15 protein-coding genes are annotated in these 13,773 nt (G+C 56.3%); 6 read left to right on the forward strand and 9 right to left on the reverse strand.

The features are described from left to right. The first annotated feature begins 89 nt into the window (after positions 1–89). The 3 genes from KI811_RS11945 (at position 90) to KI811_RS11955 (ending at position 1,451) form a co-directional block, all read left to right on the forward strand. Positions 90–611: a hypothetical protein gene (locus KI811_RS11945; protein WP_214186710.1), complete on the forward strand. Its 522-nt coding sequence runs from the start codon at positions 90–92 to the stop codon at positions 609–611. Between the two features lie 87 nt (positions 612–698). Further along, positions 699–1,130 carry a hypothetical protein gene (locus tag KI811_RS11950; RefSeq protein ID WP_214186711.1) on the forward strand — a complete coding sequence of 144 codons (432 nt, stop codon included), beginning with the start codon at positions 699–701 and terminating at the stop codon, positions 1,128–1,130. 81 nt (positions 1,131–1,211) lie between these two features. Next, positions 1,212–1,451 (forward strand): hypothetical protein, encoded by a 240-nt coding sequence (locus tag KI811_RS11955; protein WP_214186712.1) that lies wholly within the window; start codon positions 1,212–1,214, stop codon positions 1,449–1,451. Between the two features lie 14 nt (positions 1,452–1,465). On the opposite strand, the gene KI811_RS11960 is transcribed toward KI811_RS11955, so the two are convergent. The 4 genes from KI811_RS11960 to KI811_RS11975 form a co-directional block, all read right to left on the reverse strand. Next, positions 1,466–1,780 carry a helix-turn-helix transcriptional regulator gene (locus KI811_RS11960; protein ID WP_214186713.1) on the reverse strand — a complete coding sequence of 105 codons (315 nt, stop codon included), beginning with the start codon at positions 1,778–1,780 and terminating at the stop codon, positions 1,466–1,468. Continuing rightward, complete coding sequence (locus tag KI811_RS11965) at positions 1,770–2,102, reverse strand: type II toxin-antitoxin system RelE/ParE family toxin (RefSeq protein ID WP_214186714.1); 333 nt, start codon at positions 2,100–2,102, stop codon at positions 1,770–1,772. The genes KI811_RS11960 and KI811_RS11965 overlap by 11 nt, the downstream gene beginning before the upstream one ends. 328 nt (positions 2,103–2,430) lie before the next feature. Continuing rightward, a complete protein-coding gene (locus tag KI811_RS11970; RefSeq protein WP_214186715.1) occupies positions 2,431–2,715 on the reverse strand; it encodes a HigA family addiction module antitoxin in 285 nt (94 codons plus the stop codon). 11 nt (positions 2,716–2,726) lie between these two features. Continuing rightward, positions 2,727–3,152, reverse strand: a complete 426-nt coding sequence (locus KI811_RS11975) for a type II toxin-antitoxin system RelE/ParE family toxin (RefSeq protein WP_281874630.1) — start codon at positions 3,150–3,152, stop codon at positions 2,727–2,729. 139 nt (positions 3,153–3,291) lie between these two features. Here KI811_RS11975 and KI811_RS11980 point away from each other — a divergent pair, with 139 nt between their 5' ends. Both KI811_RS11980 and KI811_RS11985 read left to right on the forward strand, forming a co-directional pair. Beyond that, a complete protein-coding gene (locus tag KI811_RS11980; RefSeq protein ID WP_214186716.1) occupies positions 3,292–4,476 on the forward strand; it encodes a Fic family protein in 1,185 nt (394 codons plus the stop codon). A gap of 142 nt (positions 4,477–4,618) precedes the next feature. Continuing rightward, positions 4,619–5,338 (forward strand): hypothetical protein, encoded by a 720-nt coding sequence (locus KI811_RS11985; RefSeq protein ID WP_214186717.1) that lies wholly within the window; start codon positions 4,619–4,621, stop codon positions 5,336–5,338. A 162-nt stretch (positions 5,339–5,500) separates the two neighbouring features. On the opposite strand, the gene KI811_RS11990 is transcribed toward KI811_RS11985, so the two are convergent. From KI811_RS11990 to KI811_RS12000, 3 genes are all read right to left on the reverse strand, one after another. Continuing rightward, a complete protein-coding gene (locus KI811_RS11990) occupies positions 5,501–8,425 on the reverse strand; it encodes an HD domain-containing phosphohydrolase (protein ID WP_214186718.1) in 2,925 nt (974 codons plus the stop codon). A gap of 190 nt (positions 8,426–8,615) precedes the next feature. Then, on the reverse strand, positions 8,616–10,007 hold the full coding sequence (locus KI811_RS11995) for a sensor histidine kinase (protein ID WP_214186719.1): 1,392 nt from the start codon (positions 10,005–10,007) through the stop codon (positions 8,616–8,618). Between the two features lie 20 nt (positions 10,008–10,027). Further along, the gene (locus KI811_RS12000) at positions 10,028–10,396 is read right to left on the reverse strand and encodes a response regulator (RefSeq protein WP_214186720.1); all 369 of its coding nucleotides are present in this window, start codon (positions 10,394–10,396) and stop codon (positions 10,028–10,030) included. Positions 10,397–10,481: 85 nt separating this feature from the next. Between KI811_RS12000 and KI811_RS12005 the strand changes: the two genes are divergently transcribed. Then, positions 10,482–12,215, forward strand: coding sequence for an ATP-binding protein (locus KI811_RS12005; RefSeq protein ID WP_214186721.1), 1,734 nt, complete (start codon positions 10,482–10,484; stop codon positions 12,213–12,215). A gap of 96 nt (positions 12,216–12,311) precedes the next feature. Here the strand turns inward: KI811_RS12005 and KI811_RS12010 are convergent, their stop codons facing one another. Together KI811_RS12010 and KI811_RS12015 are read right to left on the reverse strand one after the other, a co-directional pair. Continuing rightward, positions 12,312–12,527 carry a hypothetical protein gene (locus KI811_RS12010; RefSeq protein WP_214186722.1) on the reverse strand — a complete coding sequence of 72 codons (216 nt, stop codon included), beginning with the start codon at positions 12,525–12,527 and terminating at the stop codon, positions 12,312–12,314. Between the two features lie 85 nt (positions 12,528–12,612). Then, on the reverse strand, positions 12,613–13,707 hold the full coding sequence (locus KI811_RS12015; RefSeq protein WP_214186723.1) for a putative NPN-dependent ornithine cyclodeaminase: 1,095 nt from the start codon (positions 13,705–13,707) through the stop codon (positions 12,613–12,615). Positions 13,708–13,773: the final 66 nt, after the last annotated feature.

Genomic DNA, 13,773 nt, shown 5'->3' on the forward strand with positions numbered 1-13,773 from the left:
CAACAGTTGAGATGAAACTGTATAACACTCGGGTGCTGCTGTTTCCGCTACGCTCCACAGCAGACCCTCAAGCCGTTAGGTAGACAAAAATGAGAATGAGAATACAACTCTGCATTTTCCTTATCCTTCTTGCTGCCAATACCGTTGCTGCCTCAGATGTCCACGTCCCCAAAGGGTGGCGCTTACCAACTGAAAAAGATATGTCTGGGGACTGGGCAGAATTCCGAAAAGACAACCCTCACCCATATTTAGCCCAAGCGGACTTCAACGGGGACGGAATTCCTGATGATGCTTACATTGCCCTAGCTGTGAACGGCAAGAGCTGGGCGCTATTCGTAAACCTGAACAAAAAGAAAAGCCCACCTAAAGTCCTCAAACTTGATGAGGACAATGGAGAAACCCCACCGCAGAGAATGGGACTAGACATAGCCGAGCCAGGCACCTACAAGACGGCTTGCGGCAAGGGTTATTGGGAGTGCGACAAAGATGAAACTGAGACTCTTAAGCTAAGAGTCCCAGCAATAGACTTCTATCTCTTTGAGAGCGCAAATTCATTTTTTTGGTGGGACAAAAAGCTTGGACATTTTCGTCGCACTTGGATGAGTGACTAAGACCTAACAGCGGCGTAGACACTGACGCGGCAAGAAACCGCCGCGCAGGTCACGCCGCGACACGTTGAGCGGAAGAAATGAAAGAAAATGAAAAGCTATAAAGTCATCAAAAGCATAGCGCACAACTTGGGCCATTCCTTCACGAGCCTTATGAACTATCACGGTACAGATTATGTCTTGGGACATATCCTCCGTGCGGCCAGAATTACAGGTAAAGACAAATTGGAAGTTGATTTTCTGGCCGGAACTGCGGAGCCATCAGAGCTGTTAGTTGCACCAGTCAAAGAATCAGTTGAATGGTACTGCAAGACTTTCGCTGATTTCGTCAATAGAAGTGGCTCAGATATTGATTTGATAGTTTCGGCAAAGATGACCTTTAAATATGATTTAAAAATCACTCGACCATACCCACGCGACCCAAAAATCATTGAGAACCCCTACACATGTGACGTAGTGATCATCGACAACAGACAGAAGGAACATGCCGTACACTTTGAAAGTTGGTGGTTTCCAGAGTAAAAAAATGCTCAACTAAGCGCTAGACCGGCCCAAAAACAAATGCGGCCGGTCAGCTCTCAGCCGTTGATGGAAAGACAAAATATGAAAAATGCGAAAAAAGCACTGAATGAAGTTGAACTTCAACGAGAATATCCTTTAGCCGATTTGGCAGCAGGATGGTTCTTCCGCTGTGAAGAAACTTCGGCTGGTTGCTACCAGGTGGAAGGAATGGATCTATGGGGCCGGCTAGTATCAGTGACGGGGTTTGATCCTGAGGCACTGCTACAGAGGTGCGTCGCAGACGCCAAAATGATTAACTCAGAAATCCAAGTGCCGGGTTAAACCTCTCAAACAAGTCATGAACGCTGCGGTACCAGCTTAATCTCCAGTTTGCAGTTAACAGCGGCAGCATACTTGCGGAGCATCTCCAGGGAGGGAGAATGGCGGCGAGAACCGAGTGACGCTTCTACTCTTGCCAATGAGGGCTGAGAAACTCCCATTTTGGCCGCCACTTGCTCTTGGGTCATCCCAGCCTGACGCCGCGCCGCTAGCAGGGCATCCAGAGCGGCAAATTCATCATCCAAGGCTTCCCATGCTTTCTTGAAATCGGGGTCTTGAAGCTCATTCTCCAATTTTTTCTTGGGGTGGTACGAAACCGGTTTATAGCTCATGACTGATTACCTCCTTCTGCCGAGTGAGCGCTATATCGAGTTCCCGTTTTGGAGTTTTGTCCGTCTTTTTGATGAAACTGTGAAGAATAACGATCTTCCTTCCGACCATGGTGCAGAAAAGCGCTCTTCCAATTCCTTCTTCTGCCTTGGCGCGGATCTCAAAAAGGCCATTACCAAGCGCGCGTGTATGCGGCATTCCCAAGTTGGGGCCGTATTCTTCCATGCGTATAGTCAATGCTCGAAATCGAGCACGCAAGCCAACAGGCCACGCATCAAGCTCCGCCTCGACAGTTTCATTGTAATATGAAAGTCGGAAAACCATGACTCAAATATACCACGCATGTTATAAAAGTAAAGGATTTTGAAAGCGCGGTCCCAACCATCGGCAAGAACCGCCGAGGGCGGGTCAGCCTCAGCCCCCGTTGAAAGATTAAAAGAGAAAAAGGCCGAATCACGAATCCGTGCAGGTCCCCGAAATTGGCGGGACAGGCTGAACCTGCCAAATTGGCATTCAGTAGAAACAAGGAAGCGGGAATACAGAAATGACGAGGAAACGGCAACAATCTGGTAAAAGCTGACAAAGGCGAGAGAAAATCAAAAAACGGAGGAAAAGCCGAAGAAAAGACGAGAGAAAAGATGCACTGCAGGTTTCAGGCAGCTTTCAGACGCTCGACTTTAAGGTCCTTTCGTTTCGCCCAAGCTTTCCATAAGTCATACTGAGTCTGCTGTGCAAGCCAGCTTTCAGGAGTTGTATCGAAGGCTATAGATAGCCTAATGGCCATCTCAGGCGAAACCCCAGTATGACCATTCAAAAGCTCAGATAGCGCCTTTCGGCTGACTCCAAGTGCCCTAGACGCTTCAGAAACCGAAACACCAAGTGGTTTGAGGCAGAGTTCGCGGATGATTTCACCTGGGTGTGGCGGATTGTGCATCATAATGAAGCTCCTTAGTGGTAGTCGAGGTAATCGACCAAAATAATGTCATGCCCCTCGAACTGAAAAATCAACCGCCAATTACCGCTGACGTCTACAGCCCAGAAACCTGCATACTCGCCTTCCAGCTTATGCAGGCGCAAACCAGGCAAGTTCATATCCTTCGGTTCGGCTGCGACGTTAAGTCTCGCCAAAATGAGCCGTAATCGGTCAGCATGTTTTGCTTGTATTCCGGCTTTGTTGCCCGTCTCGAAGAAATTTTTCAAGCCCTTGTGCCGGAAGCTTATGATCATAGGAGAAATATAAACTGTAACCCTGTGGGTTGCAAGAGATAAATCCGAAGCTTTCAACCAGGAGGCGGCAGCAGTCTCCGCTGACGCTCCGCTGCTGCGCCCCCGCGCCGTTGGCCGAAAAAAACACGAGAAACCATGCTTGATCACAGAAACTCATGCCCAGTCTGCCTCAACAAGACATCCCGCCTTGTCTATTCTGAAGCCGATCCTTTAATAGCACGCTTGCTTATTAAAGGTAATCAGAATATATTTTAATAGCGTCGAGCGTTATTAAAGGATTGTGTCCATGAAAACTTCAGATTTGAGCCCCGACCGGCAAAAGCTGCTTGTCGCCCTGAAGGAGTATCCAGGTGCTTCCGCGCTTGTACCCCCTCCTGCCCCTCGCACACTCGGACTGAAGGAAGTTTTCGGCGATGTAGTCAAGGCGCACGAGGCGCTTGGAGCAGTGCAGGCCTCCACTTCCCGTCTTCCCAACCCGAACCTTGTCACGAGGACGCTCGACCGTCGGGAGGCCGTCCGAAGCAGCCAGATTGAGGGAACGTCCTCGGACGTCGACCAGGTTCTTGAGTATGAGGCGACCGGCAGCGACGACGGACTTCCACGGGACGTTATGGTGACCCTCAACTACGTCAAGGCATTGCAATACGGCTTACAACAGGTGGCCATCAGAGGGTCCGCCGCTTTGGACCGCACACTGATTGAGATGCTCCACTGTCACCTTATGGAGGGGACCGACTACAAGGACACGCCCGGCGAGTTCCGGCAAAGACAGAACTGGATCGGCGGCCATAGAAACATCTACGATGCGAAATTCGTCCCGCCCCCTCATGAATATCTTGGAGATTGCATTACAGACCTGGAGGAGTTGCTGCGCTATGCTCCGTCAGAGGAAGACCAAACGGAGATATCTATCGTCATCCGCATGGCGATAGTCCACGCGCAGTTCGAGACGATCCACCCCTTCATAGATGGTAATGGCCGCGTAGGTAGGCTCCTTTTACCGCTCATGCTGTTTGCCGAAGGCTATCCGCCGGTTTACCTGGCCGGATTTCTCAAAGAAAACCAGCAGGAATATTACGACACTTTGGGCGCGGTGCAGTTGCGTGGAGAATGGGTACCCTGGGTCCGGTTCCTCGCCGAGGGGGTGCAGGTGGCCGCACGAGAGACAATACAAACAGCGGAACGTTTGACCGCCCTTCTTGATCAGTGGAAGACGCTCATTCGCACCAGCAACGTCCGGAGCGACGCCCTGCTCCACCGACTCCCTGAATACCTCATCGCTCACCCGGTTGTCACGGTCCGCTCAATCCAGGAGGCGTTCAACACCTCATTCCCGACGGCAAATGCCGCTTTGAACATCATGCGAGAGAAGGGGGTCGTCGCGCCGCATACTGAACGCAAACGGGACCGAATTTTCATTGCTACGGACGTGATCAATGTTCTGAATAGGCCTCCTGTTCCAGACCAGTAAACAATTCGCGGCTCTACCGTCCGCTTAATGCAGAGAATACAGAAGGGGCCAACCATCGGGTGGTGGTGCAGTCAAGCTGCACACCCTCAAGGCGTTATTGAAAGGACAGCCGTAGGAAAACATAGTGCAGGAGGTATAGATAATGCTCATTCCGGCCCGTTTCAGAGTCATCTGCTTTCTGATTGCCACATCCACAATGATCTGCAGTTGCACCCCCAGTGTTTTGCCCAGTGAAGAGCTGAAAAAGATCGGCCAATGCCCAAAGATTCATGCGGTACATAACCCTCCGCGTCTGGCATTCACCTTTTTCCCCGAAGAGGGTTTTAAAGGCGAGGCAATCGGGAAGTACTTCGGCCCCGTGGGTTTATTTACCGGTGCTTGGTCCGACATTCGGTCGGCGCAGGCACTGGGGGACAAGCTGATTCAAGGGTTCGGCCTGCAAGACCCGGTTCTCCGTGTGAAATCGAGGTCGATTGATCTGCTCGCGAGGGAAAACTTCCGAAACATCCAGCCGTACGATTCACAGTTGCCAGAAGACGATCTGGGAAACTTGAAGCAGAAATTGGACAGTGACATGATGATGGACTTTAAGACCATCACCTGGGTGCTCGCCTCAAACCCCAAGGATCCGAAGCGCTATCTGGACTCTTTCCGTGCGCGGTCCCGCCTGATAAGAGTCGAAGATGGAAAGGTGCTGTGGGAAGGAGAATGCGGCTTCAAAAAGCATGATCCGAAGTCTGCTCCCACCATAGACGAGATGATGGCCAACCAGGGAGCCCTGCTGAAGACCCTGTTCCAGGAGGATGCCGATGCCTGTGCCGGTGAGATAGTCGGCCAATTCCTGGGAAGGGCATCTCGATGATGCTCCGCACTGACCGCGGCAGCCCCCGCCAAAAAAGGGGAAGGCTAAGGGGTCGCGTCTCCAAAATCCAAAAAATTATGTAGATGATTTCTCAACTCATGGCTGGGCCGGCCCTAGAACCGGCCGGTCAGTCTAGCGTTGAGCGGCATGGGCGGGGCAATATCAGGCTTCGTCCATATCGGCAATCCTCTTGAACTCATCCTGAATCTCCAGAAACGCATCCACCACATCGGGGTCGAAATGGGAGTTCCTTTCGCCGGCTATTGCCGCGACTGCCTTTTCATGGGGCCAGGCGCTTTTGTAGGGCCGCTCCGACCGCAGGGCGTCATAGGTGTCGACCAGGGCCACTATCCGTGCCGAAAGGGGGATTTCCTCGCCTTTAAGGCCTTTCGGGTACCCTGATCCGTCCCATCTTTCGTGGTGATAAAAGGCGATGTCCCGCGCAAGCGCCAGATAGCTGTCTCTTCCGAACCTGGTGACGATGGAGCTGTTCCCGCGGCCGAGAATGTCCCCGGCAACAAGGGTATGGATTTTCATCTGCTCGAATTCTTCTGGGGTATATCTGCCCGGCTTTGTCAGGAGGTGGCGGGGGATGGCAATTTTGCCGATGTCATGAAGGAGGGATGCCGATGAAAGATCTTCGGCATAATTGGGTTTGGAGGAGAGGTAGGCTTGGAATTTCGGCGTCTGTGAGAGCCGTTGTGCAAGCATGCCGGCGTAATATCGAACCCGGCTGAGGTGTTCCCCCGCAGTCTTGTCGTTGTTATCCGCCAGGATGGCAAGCGTTTCGATGGCAGTGAGCCCGGTTGCCCGAATTTCCGCCGTTTTCTCGTCGATGATCCGTTCAAAGCTGGTGTCTGGTTCGTTGAAAAAAGCCTCGGATGCAGGAGGGGGGAGGTTGAAATAGAACGTCGCGCCTTCGCCTTCCTTGGCCTCGGCCCAGATCCTTCCGTTCTGGCGTTCGATAATCCGCTGCGCGACCGAAAGCCCGATGCCGCTCCCTTCGAATTCGTCCTCTTGGTGGAGGCGGCAGAACGGCTGGAACAGCTTGCCGGCAAATGCCATGTTGAATCCCACCCCGTTGTCCCGTACAAAACATGCCTTGTCGCCGGAGTGCCACGTCTCGCCGAATTCGACCTTTGCGTCGGGAGTATGGACGGTATATTTCACGGCATTGCCGAGGAGCTGTTCCAGGAGGATGGTCAAGAGACTACGGTCACCGGCAGCGACGATGCCGGGCGCAATCGTTACCAGCAGGCTCCGCTCTTTTTCTCCATCCAACAGTTTTGCCATGATCCGCCGGGCCAGCTCGGAGAGGTCGACCGATTCGATGTGCAGCGGGACATGCGAAAGCCGGGTTATCAGCAGGAGGTTGTCGATGACGCTCCTCAGGCACCGGCTTGCCACGCTGATCCGTTCCGCGAGGCGTCTCGATTCATCGAAATCCGTCTCGGCGACCGATTCCGTCAGCGCCTCGCTCAACCCTTCGAGGCGGGCGAGCGGAGCCTTCAGCTCGTGGGAAATGGAGTAGCAGAAGGACTCCAGTTCCCTGTTGACCCGCTCCAGCTCGGCGGTCCGAAGCGCCACCCGCTGGTCCAGCTCCTCGTTCAGCGCCCGGAGGTTCTCCTCCAACCGTTGTCGTTCCGTGATATCACGGGCGGCAGCGAAGATGCCGATGGTCGTTCCGTTCTCGTCCTGGAAGAGAGAGGCGTTGTAGAGGACCGGCGTGGTGTGGCCGCCCCGATGCCTGATCTCCAGGGGATAGTCCCGCACCTGCCCGTCGCGGAATACCTGGCGGTACCCTGCCCGGGCCAGTTCCGGATTGGTGAAGTAATCCGAGAAATCGGTGTTTATCAGCTCTGCTCGTGGGTGGCCGGTGATTTTCTCCGTGGCCGCATTCACATCGGTGATCCTGCCGTCGGGGCCGATTGTCACCAGCGGGTCGATGCTCGCCTCGATCAGGCTCCTGGTGTAGCGCGATATGGCGCGCACCTCCGCTTCGATCCGCCGTATTTCCGCAAGGTCTGTCGCGAGCTGCCCGTTGGCGACGGATAGGGCGGCTGTCCGCTCCTGAACGCGGTTTTCCAGCTCCTCGTTTGCCCCGCGCAGGTCTTCCTTCGCCTTGATTTCGCTTCGCCACCGGAGCATCAACGCCCTGGAATAGATGAACGTGCCAAGGGAGAAGAGCAGCAGAAACGCCGACACGATGGCCGATTCCTTGCGCCAGCCCGCCATGTACTCGCTCGTGGCTTTCCCCACGTTCAGATAGAGAGGATAGTCGCCTATCTTGTGGAAGGCATAGAGACGCTCGATATTGTCTACGGGGGTACGGGTCTGGTAGGTTGCCTCCTTCCTCCCCGATACGACCAATTCCCGTAATGTTCCGGAAACCTTCTTCCTGTTCATTCCCTTGATGTCGGGATGCCGGGCGATGAGTTCAAGCGCTCCGTTACGAAGCGCTATGGCGCCGGATTTGCCGACATCCACGTGGGAAAAAGCCTGTTGGAAGTGCTCGACGGTAATCGGCGCAACGACGATTCCGGCAAAGGAACCGTCCCTGTTGTTCAGGCGTCGGGCCATGTTCAGCACCCATACGCCGGAAAGGCGCCCCACTAGGGGGCTTCCGAATACCAGCCCCGCCTTGGGATTGTCCCGGAGCTCCGCGAAATAATCCCGATCCGCAAGATTGGCCCGATTAAACACGGTACTGGCGTAGAGCACATCCCCTGCTGCATTGGTTACATACAGCTCCGCGAACTGCGGGATACGGGAGTGGATTTTGGCGATGCTTCGATTGAGCAACGCTCTGTCGATGCCGCCGGCAGCAAGTTGGTCTTCAACTTCGTCCTTCACTGAAAAGAGGGAGAGGTTTATCTTTTCTATGGTTCCCGCGATACTGTCTTCGATGACACTTGCCAGATTCTGGACCGCGACGGTGTTTTCCTTCTGGTGATCGTTCCGGCTGCGATAGAGGTAGAACGCGGCGCAGGCATAGATGAGCAGATTGATAACGAGGATCCCGTTGGCGAGCCGCCGTATCAGATCCGAGAACTTGGAGGTTTCTTCGCGCATGTGAGGGTCGCGCACGGTGGGGCCCCAATTCCTGAAGAATAATGTGAGTTCATACTGGTTAAGATTACTAAATAAATTCTTAGAATCAAGGCGGTATCAAGGAAAGAACAAGGAGGGAAAGGTGAGTAAATAGGGAAAGGGTGGCGAGCCGATTCGCCACCGGTGGCGGAAAATTCAGAAGAACCGAGGGAGAGAGGGCAACCGGTTAACCACGCATTGCCCGACCGAGGGTGAAATAGAACGTTGCCCCTTCAGCCACCTTTGCTTCCGCCCAGATCCTGCCGCCGTGGCGGTGGATGATCCGCTGGACGGTTGCCAGCCCGACCCCCGTTCCTTCGAACTCGTCCTGCCGATGCAGGCGCTGGAAGGGGGAAAAGAGCTTCGAGGCGTACTTCATGTCAAAGCCTGCGCCGTTATCCCTGACGAAATAGACGTGCTCCTGGTTTTCCTCGAGAGCGCCGAATTCTATCCGCGCCGTTTCATTCTGCCGGCTGTACTTCCAGGCGTTGTTGAGCAGGTTGTCGATGACCGATGTGATCAGCGGCCTGTCCGCCTCCGCGGTCACGTCGTCGGCTATGACTAACGTCACGCGGCGCTCCGAGTCCGCTTCCTGCAGGGCGGAGATGATCTCCCGGACGATGGTGCTCAGGTTGACGGTGTCGGGATGCAACGCCGCAGAGCTGGCCTGTGACAGCCCCCGCAGCGCCTCGATCAGCTCGTTCATCCTGTTGACGCTCCGCTCGATTCTGCCGATATATTCCAGCACCGACCCGTCGACCGCGTTCTCGCACTCCTCGCGCACGATGCTGGCGTACCCGATGATGCTCCGGAGCGGCGCCTGGAGGTCATGGGTCACCGCCGAGCTGAAAGCCTCCAGTTCCCGGTTCAGGCTCTCCAGCGATTCGGTCCGCCTCACCAGAACGCCGTTCAGCAGGGCGATCTCGTCCTGGGCCTGCCTGGAGCGCTGGACTTCCTCCTGCAAGCGCCCGTTCGCCGCTGCCAGCAGGGCAGTGCGCTCGGCGACCCGTTCTTCGAGGGTACGGTTCACTTGCTGAAGCTCTTGTTCGGCCTTTTTGCGCCCTTCGATTTCGTGTTCCAGCGCCCGGTTGGCCTGCTCCAGGTCTGCCATCTTTTTTTCCAGCTTCCGGAACAGCGCTTCGCCATACTCCTGGAGGTGTCCAGCCTGCTCCTGGCCCTTCTCCGCCGGCTCAAGGCCGGTTCCAGGCCGCGGCACGGCGAGCAGCTCGCGGACAATCCGCATCATCTCATCCGGCTCCTGGGGCTTGAGGAGAAAGCGGTCGGCGCCGAGGCTCAGGGCAAGTTTCTCGTCCTCTTCCTCGGTGAAGGTGGCGGTGTAGAATATGAACGGAACATCCTTCAGCTGGGCCGTTTTCTTGCATTCGCGACAGAATGCGTACCCATCCATGACCGGCATGAGGATGTCGCTGATGATGAGATCGGGGAGGGAGGCCTGGGCCAGTGCCAGCGCTTCGGCTCCGTTTGCCGCTGAGAGTGCCTGAAAACCATGGGCGGAGAGTAAAACCTCCAGCATGTAGAGGTTCTGCTCGTTGTCATCGACGATCAGGATTCGAGTCATGCCTTCTCTCCTGTGGACAGTTAGGCCGGCAAGTGCTCCTTGACCTGCTGCATGAAGGTGTCGGGATTGATCGGCTTCTCGATATAGCCGCTGCATCCGGCGACCAGGGCCTTTTCCCGGTCTCCGGCCATGGCGTATGACGTGACGGCAACTATGGGGACATCGGCCAGGGAAGGATTGGTCCTGAGTTTGCGCGCCACGTCGTAGCCGTCCATTTCGGGGAGCTGGATATCCAGCAATATGAGGGTTGGCCGGACACTGTCGGCAAGGGCGATCCCCTCGAACCCGTCCATGGCGGCGAAGACTTCGTAACCGTGCTTCTCAAGGATGAACGACAGAAGATAGAGGTTTTGCTCGTTGTCTTCGATGATGAGAATTTTGTTGTTCACGATACAGTCCTTTGGGCTTGATCTATTGCTCGCTGTATCTTACCGTATGTCGGTTTTTTGGCAATTGCTCATTAGCGGGGTGTATATGATTTTGACAAGAAGCGCTGCCGTATGTGGACGCCATCTCCTGGCGATCCTCTTGGCCCTGTTCACGTTTTCAACTCTCGCAATTCCCACTGCCGGAGCCGATGTCGGGGTCGTGAACGTCGGCGTCTATGAAAACTCCCCCAAGATCTTCACTGACGAATCCGGCACGCCGTCGGGCATCTTTATCGATATTATCGAGCACATCGCGAAAACCGAGGGGTGGACCCTGCGGTATGTGCACGGCACCTGGGCGGAAGGATTGGATCGGCTCGCGAAAGGGGAGATCGACCTCATGCCTGACGTGGCATATACGGCTGATCGGGAAAAATTATACTCCTTCCACAAGATTCCGGTCCTCACCGGCTGGTCCCAAGTGTATGCCCGCAAGGGGAGCGGCATCCAATCGATCCTGGACCTGAACGGGAAGCGGGTTGCCGCCCTGGAGCAGACGATCCAGCTCGAAACCTTCAAGAGGCTCGCAAGCAGCTTCGGGTTGAAGATCATCCTCGTTCCCGTGCCGGACTATAAAGCAGAGTTTGACATGATTGCCAAGGGCACGGTCGATGCCGGCGTCACCAACCGTTTCTACGGCTTGATGCATGCGCGAGAGTCCGGGCTGGAAGATACGCCGATCATGTTCGACCCCGCTCCCTTCTTTTTTGCCGCGCCCCAGAACGCCTCCCGCCAACTGCTGGACACCATCGACCGCCATCTCTCGGGGCTGAAAAGGGATCCCCGGTCGGCCTACTATGCATCACTGAAACGATGGACCTCGGAAGACGTACAGTTCAAACTGCCTCTTTGGCTGCAAGTTTCGAGCCTGGTGTTGGGGGTGGTGGTCATTATGACGGTGACGGGGTTCATCCTGTGGAACCGCACGCTCCGGCGGACCGTCAGGCTTCGCACCGGGCAACTGGAGCAGGAGCTGGCCGAGCGCAAAGTGGCCGAGGCAGAGTTGCAGAAGTACCGGGAGAACCTGGAGGATCTCGTCAAGGAGCGAACTGCCGAGCTTGCCGTCGCCAAGGAGCGGGCCGAGGCGGCCGACCAGCTGAAATCTGCTTTTCTTGCCACCATGTCCCATGAACTGCGAACCCCTCTCAACTCCATCATCGGCTTTACCGGCATCCTTCTGCAGGGGCTGGGGGGCCCCATCAATGACGAACAGGCCAAGCAGCTGACCATGGTCCGGCATAGCGCCAACCACCTGCTTTCCCTAATCAGCGACGTTCTCGATATCTCAAAGATCGAGGCGGGGCAGTTGAAGATATCTCCTGAGCCGTTCCAACTGCGGGAGTCCCTTCAGAAGGTCACCCAGTCGGTGGCCGGGCTGGTTGACAAAAAAGGGCTGCACCTCATCCTGGAAATCGCGGATGACGTGGGAAGCATCGTCAGCGACCAGCGGCGCGTGGAACAGGTCCTGCTGAATCTGCTCAGCAACGCGGTCAAGTTCACGGACCAAGGGACCATCAGCGTGCGTTGCTCCCGCGAATCGGAGTGGTACGTCACCAGCGTCGCCGATTCCGGCATCGGCATCAAGGAAGAGGATCTGGAACGCCTGTTCAAGCCATTCCATCAGATTGACACCGGCTTGAGCCGAAAGTACGAAGGAACGGGATTGGGGCTCTCCATCTGCAAGCGGCTGGTTGAGTTGATGGGGGGGAGCATTACGGTTGAAAGCCGCCAGGGGGAAGGGAGCACGTTCTGTTTTCTGCTGCCGGCCAATGGCGGGTAGAAGCAACCAGTAGAGACTGTTCGGGCGGGGGGGATTTGGGGCAGCAGAAAGCCGCCTTTCATTGCAAGGCGGCTGGGTGGCAGTATCAGCGGGTGCTTATTCAGGTACGTAGGTGCCGAAGGTTTCAGTTACTTCCCGGGCAATATCCCGCATTTCACTGCAGCTTTCATGGAGTGCCGCTTCCAGTAGCTCATCCTGGATATCCATGGGTATTTCGTCACGGTCCAGAGCGACGCTTACTTCATCGCCCTTATGTATCCGAAGCTTTCCGGAATAGCTGACCCGTAGTCCGTCGTTGAATTCGCATCTCATACAACCCGCCTCCTTTCTGTCCATATTATACATCAGCAGGGGCTAAGCCGGTCAATACCCGCTGATTCCATTTCATTTCCCGTGTTCACCCCCGCAGGTTGTGCCAGAGATTGACCATGAAGTCCTGGGCGTTGGTCAAAATGGCCCGGGCCTGGGCGGAGCCCCGGTTGGCCAGTTTGTCGGCGATGAATTCAGACATGTCGACGACGTAGAAATAGACCGGCCGCACCGTGCCGTCGTCCATGACCCGGTAGCCCGGCGTCATGTTCCCGACGGCGATGGCGTGGAGCTGGGTGGCCAGCGCGATGACGGTGGTGGCGCGGCGTGCGTGGACCCGCATGGCGTCCTGGGCCCGGCTGGAGTCGGTGATGACCTCGGGGAGCGGCCCGTCGTCGCGGATGGAGCCCGCAAGGACCACCGGCACCCGGCGTTCCAGGCAGGCACGGATGATCCCGTCCCCAGTCCCCAGTTCGGCGATGGCCCGCTCCAGGGAGCCGTGGCGCAGGACCTCGTTGATGACGTCCAGGTGGTTGTAGTGTCCCCGGGAGACCAGGGCCTGGGTGTAGATGTCCTGGCCGAGCCCGGTGTGGAAGAAGGCCGCCTCCAGGTCGTGGGTGGCAAGGGCGTTGCCGGCCAGGAGGGCATGGCAGTAGCCGGCGCCGATCAGGCTGGCCATGGCGTCGCGGCTGTCCCGGTCAAAGGCCACGGCGGGCCCCAGCACCCAGACGATGGAGCCGTTGTCGCGGTCGTGGCGCAGGATGTCGTACAGCTCGTCATAGGAGCGGGAAAAGGGGGTCTCCCGGGTGCCGCGGCTCCGGAAGCCGAACTTGTCGCCCGATAACGCATCCGCCGGCAGATCGAATCCCGTGGTGTGCACGTAGATGCCATCCTCGCCGTTCTCCGTGCGCCCCACTACGACCCTCTCCCCTTCCCGCACCAGCCGGGGCTCCACCACCCTCACTCTCTCATCCTCAAGAACGAGAACCGCATCCATTCTGCTCTCGACGGCCAGGAGCCACCTGCCGCCCCCCAGGTGGACATACTCCGGGTGGTTTGAGGTGGCGTGGAAGCCGGGGGGGAGCACACCGTCGCGGGGAGCCTTCTCGGTGCGGGACGGAGGGGCGGCTGCCAGGTCGGGACGGGTGAAATCGGGGGGGATATACGGCGGGAACGGTGGCATGGCTATACCTCTTCAACAAAAACAATTCACCACTGAGACACAGAGGCACAGAGAATTGAAAAACGG

It is taken from the genome of Geobacter hydrogenophilus (assembly GCF_018501225.1).
Taxonomy (GTDB): Bacteria; Desulfobacterota; Desulfuromonadia; order Geobacterales; family Geobacteraceae; genus Geobacter; species Geobacter hydrogenophilus.

Bases quoted from the DNA above. Each gene is read 5' to 3' on its own strand.
- KI811_RS11980 (WP_214186716.1), top strand. From the start codon at position 3,292: ATGAAAACTTCAGATTTGAGCCCCGACCGGCAAAAGCTGCTTGTCGCC.
- KI811_RS11995 (WP_214186719.1), bottom strand. From the start codon at position 10,007: ATGACTCGAATCCTGATCGTCGATGACAACGAGCAGAACCTCTACATG.
- KI811_RS12005 (WP_214186721.1), top strand. From the start codon at position 10,482: ATGATTTTGACAAGAAGCGCTGCCGTATGTGGACGCCATCTCCTGGCG.
- KI811_RS11955 (WP_214186712.1), top strand. From the start codon at position 1,212: ATGAAAAATGCGAAAAAAGCACTGAATGAAGTTGAACTTCAACGAGAA.
- KI811_RS11950 (WP_214186711.1), top strand. From the start codon at position 699: ATGAAAAGCTATAAAGTCATCAAAAGCATAGCGCACAACTTGGGCCAT.
- KI811_RS11960 (WP_214186713.1), bottom strand. From the start codon at position 1,780: ATGAGCTATAAACCGGTTTCGTACCACCCCAAGAAAAAATTGGAGAAT.
- KI811_RS12015 (WP_214186723.1), bottom strand. From the start codon at position 13,707: ATGCCACCGTTCCCGCCGTATATCCCCCCCGATTTCACCCGTCCCGAC.
- KI811_RS12010 (WP_214186722.1), bottom strand. From the start codon at position 12,527: ATGAGATGCGAATTCAACGACGGACTACGGGTCAGCTATTCCGGAAAG.
- KI811_RS11965 (WP_214186714.1), bottom strand. From the start codon at position 2,102: ATGGTTTTCCGACTTTCATATTACAATGAAACTGTCGAGGCGGAGCTT.
- KI811_RS11985 (WP_214186717.1), top strand. From the start codon at position 4,619: ATGCTCATTCCGGCCCGTTTCAGAGTCATCTGCTTTCTGATTGCCACA.
- KI811_RS11945 (WP_214186710.1), top strand. From the start codon at position 90: ATGAGAATGAGAATACAACTCTGCATTTTCCTTATCCTTCTTGCTGCC.
- KI811_RS11970 (WP_214186715.1), bottom strand. From the start codon at position 2,715: ATGATGCACAATCCGCCACACCCAGGTGAAATCATCCGCGAACTCTGC.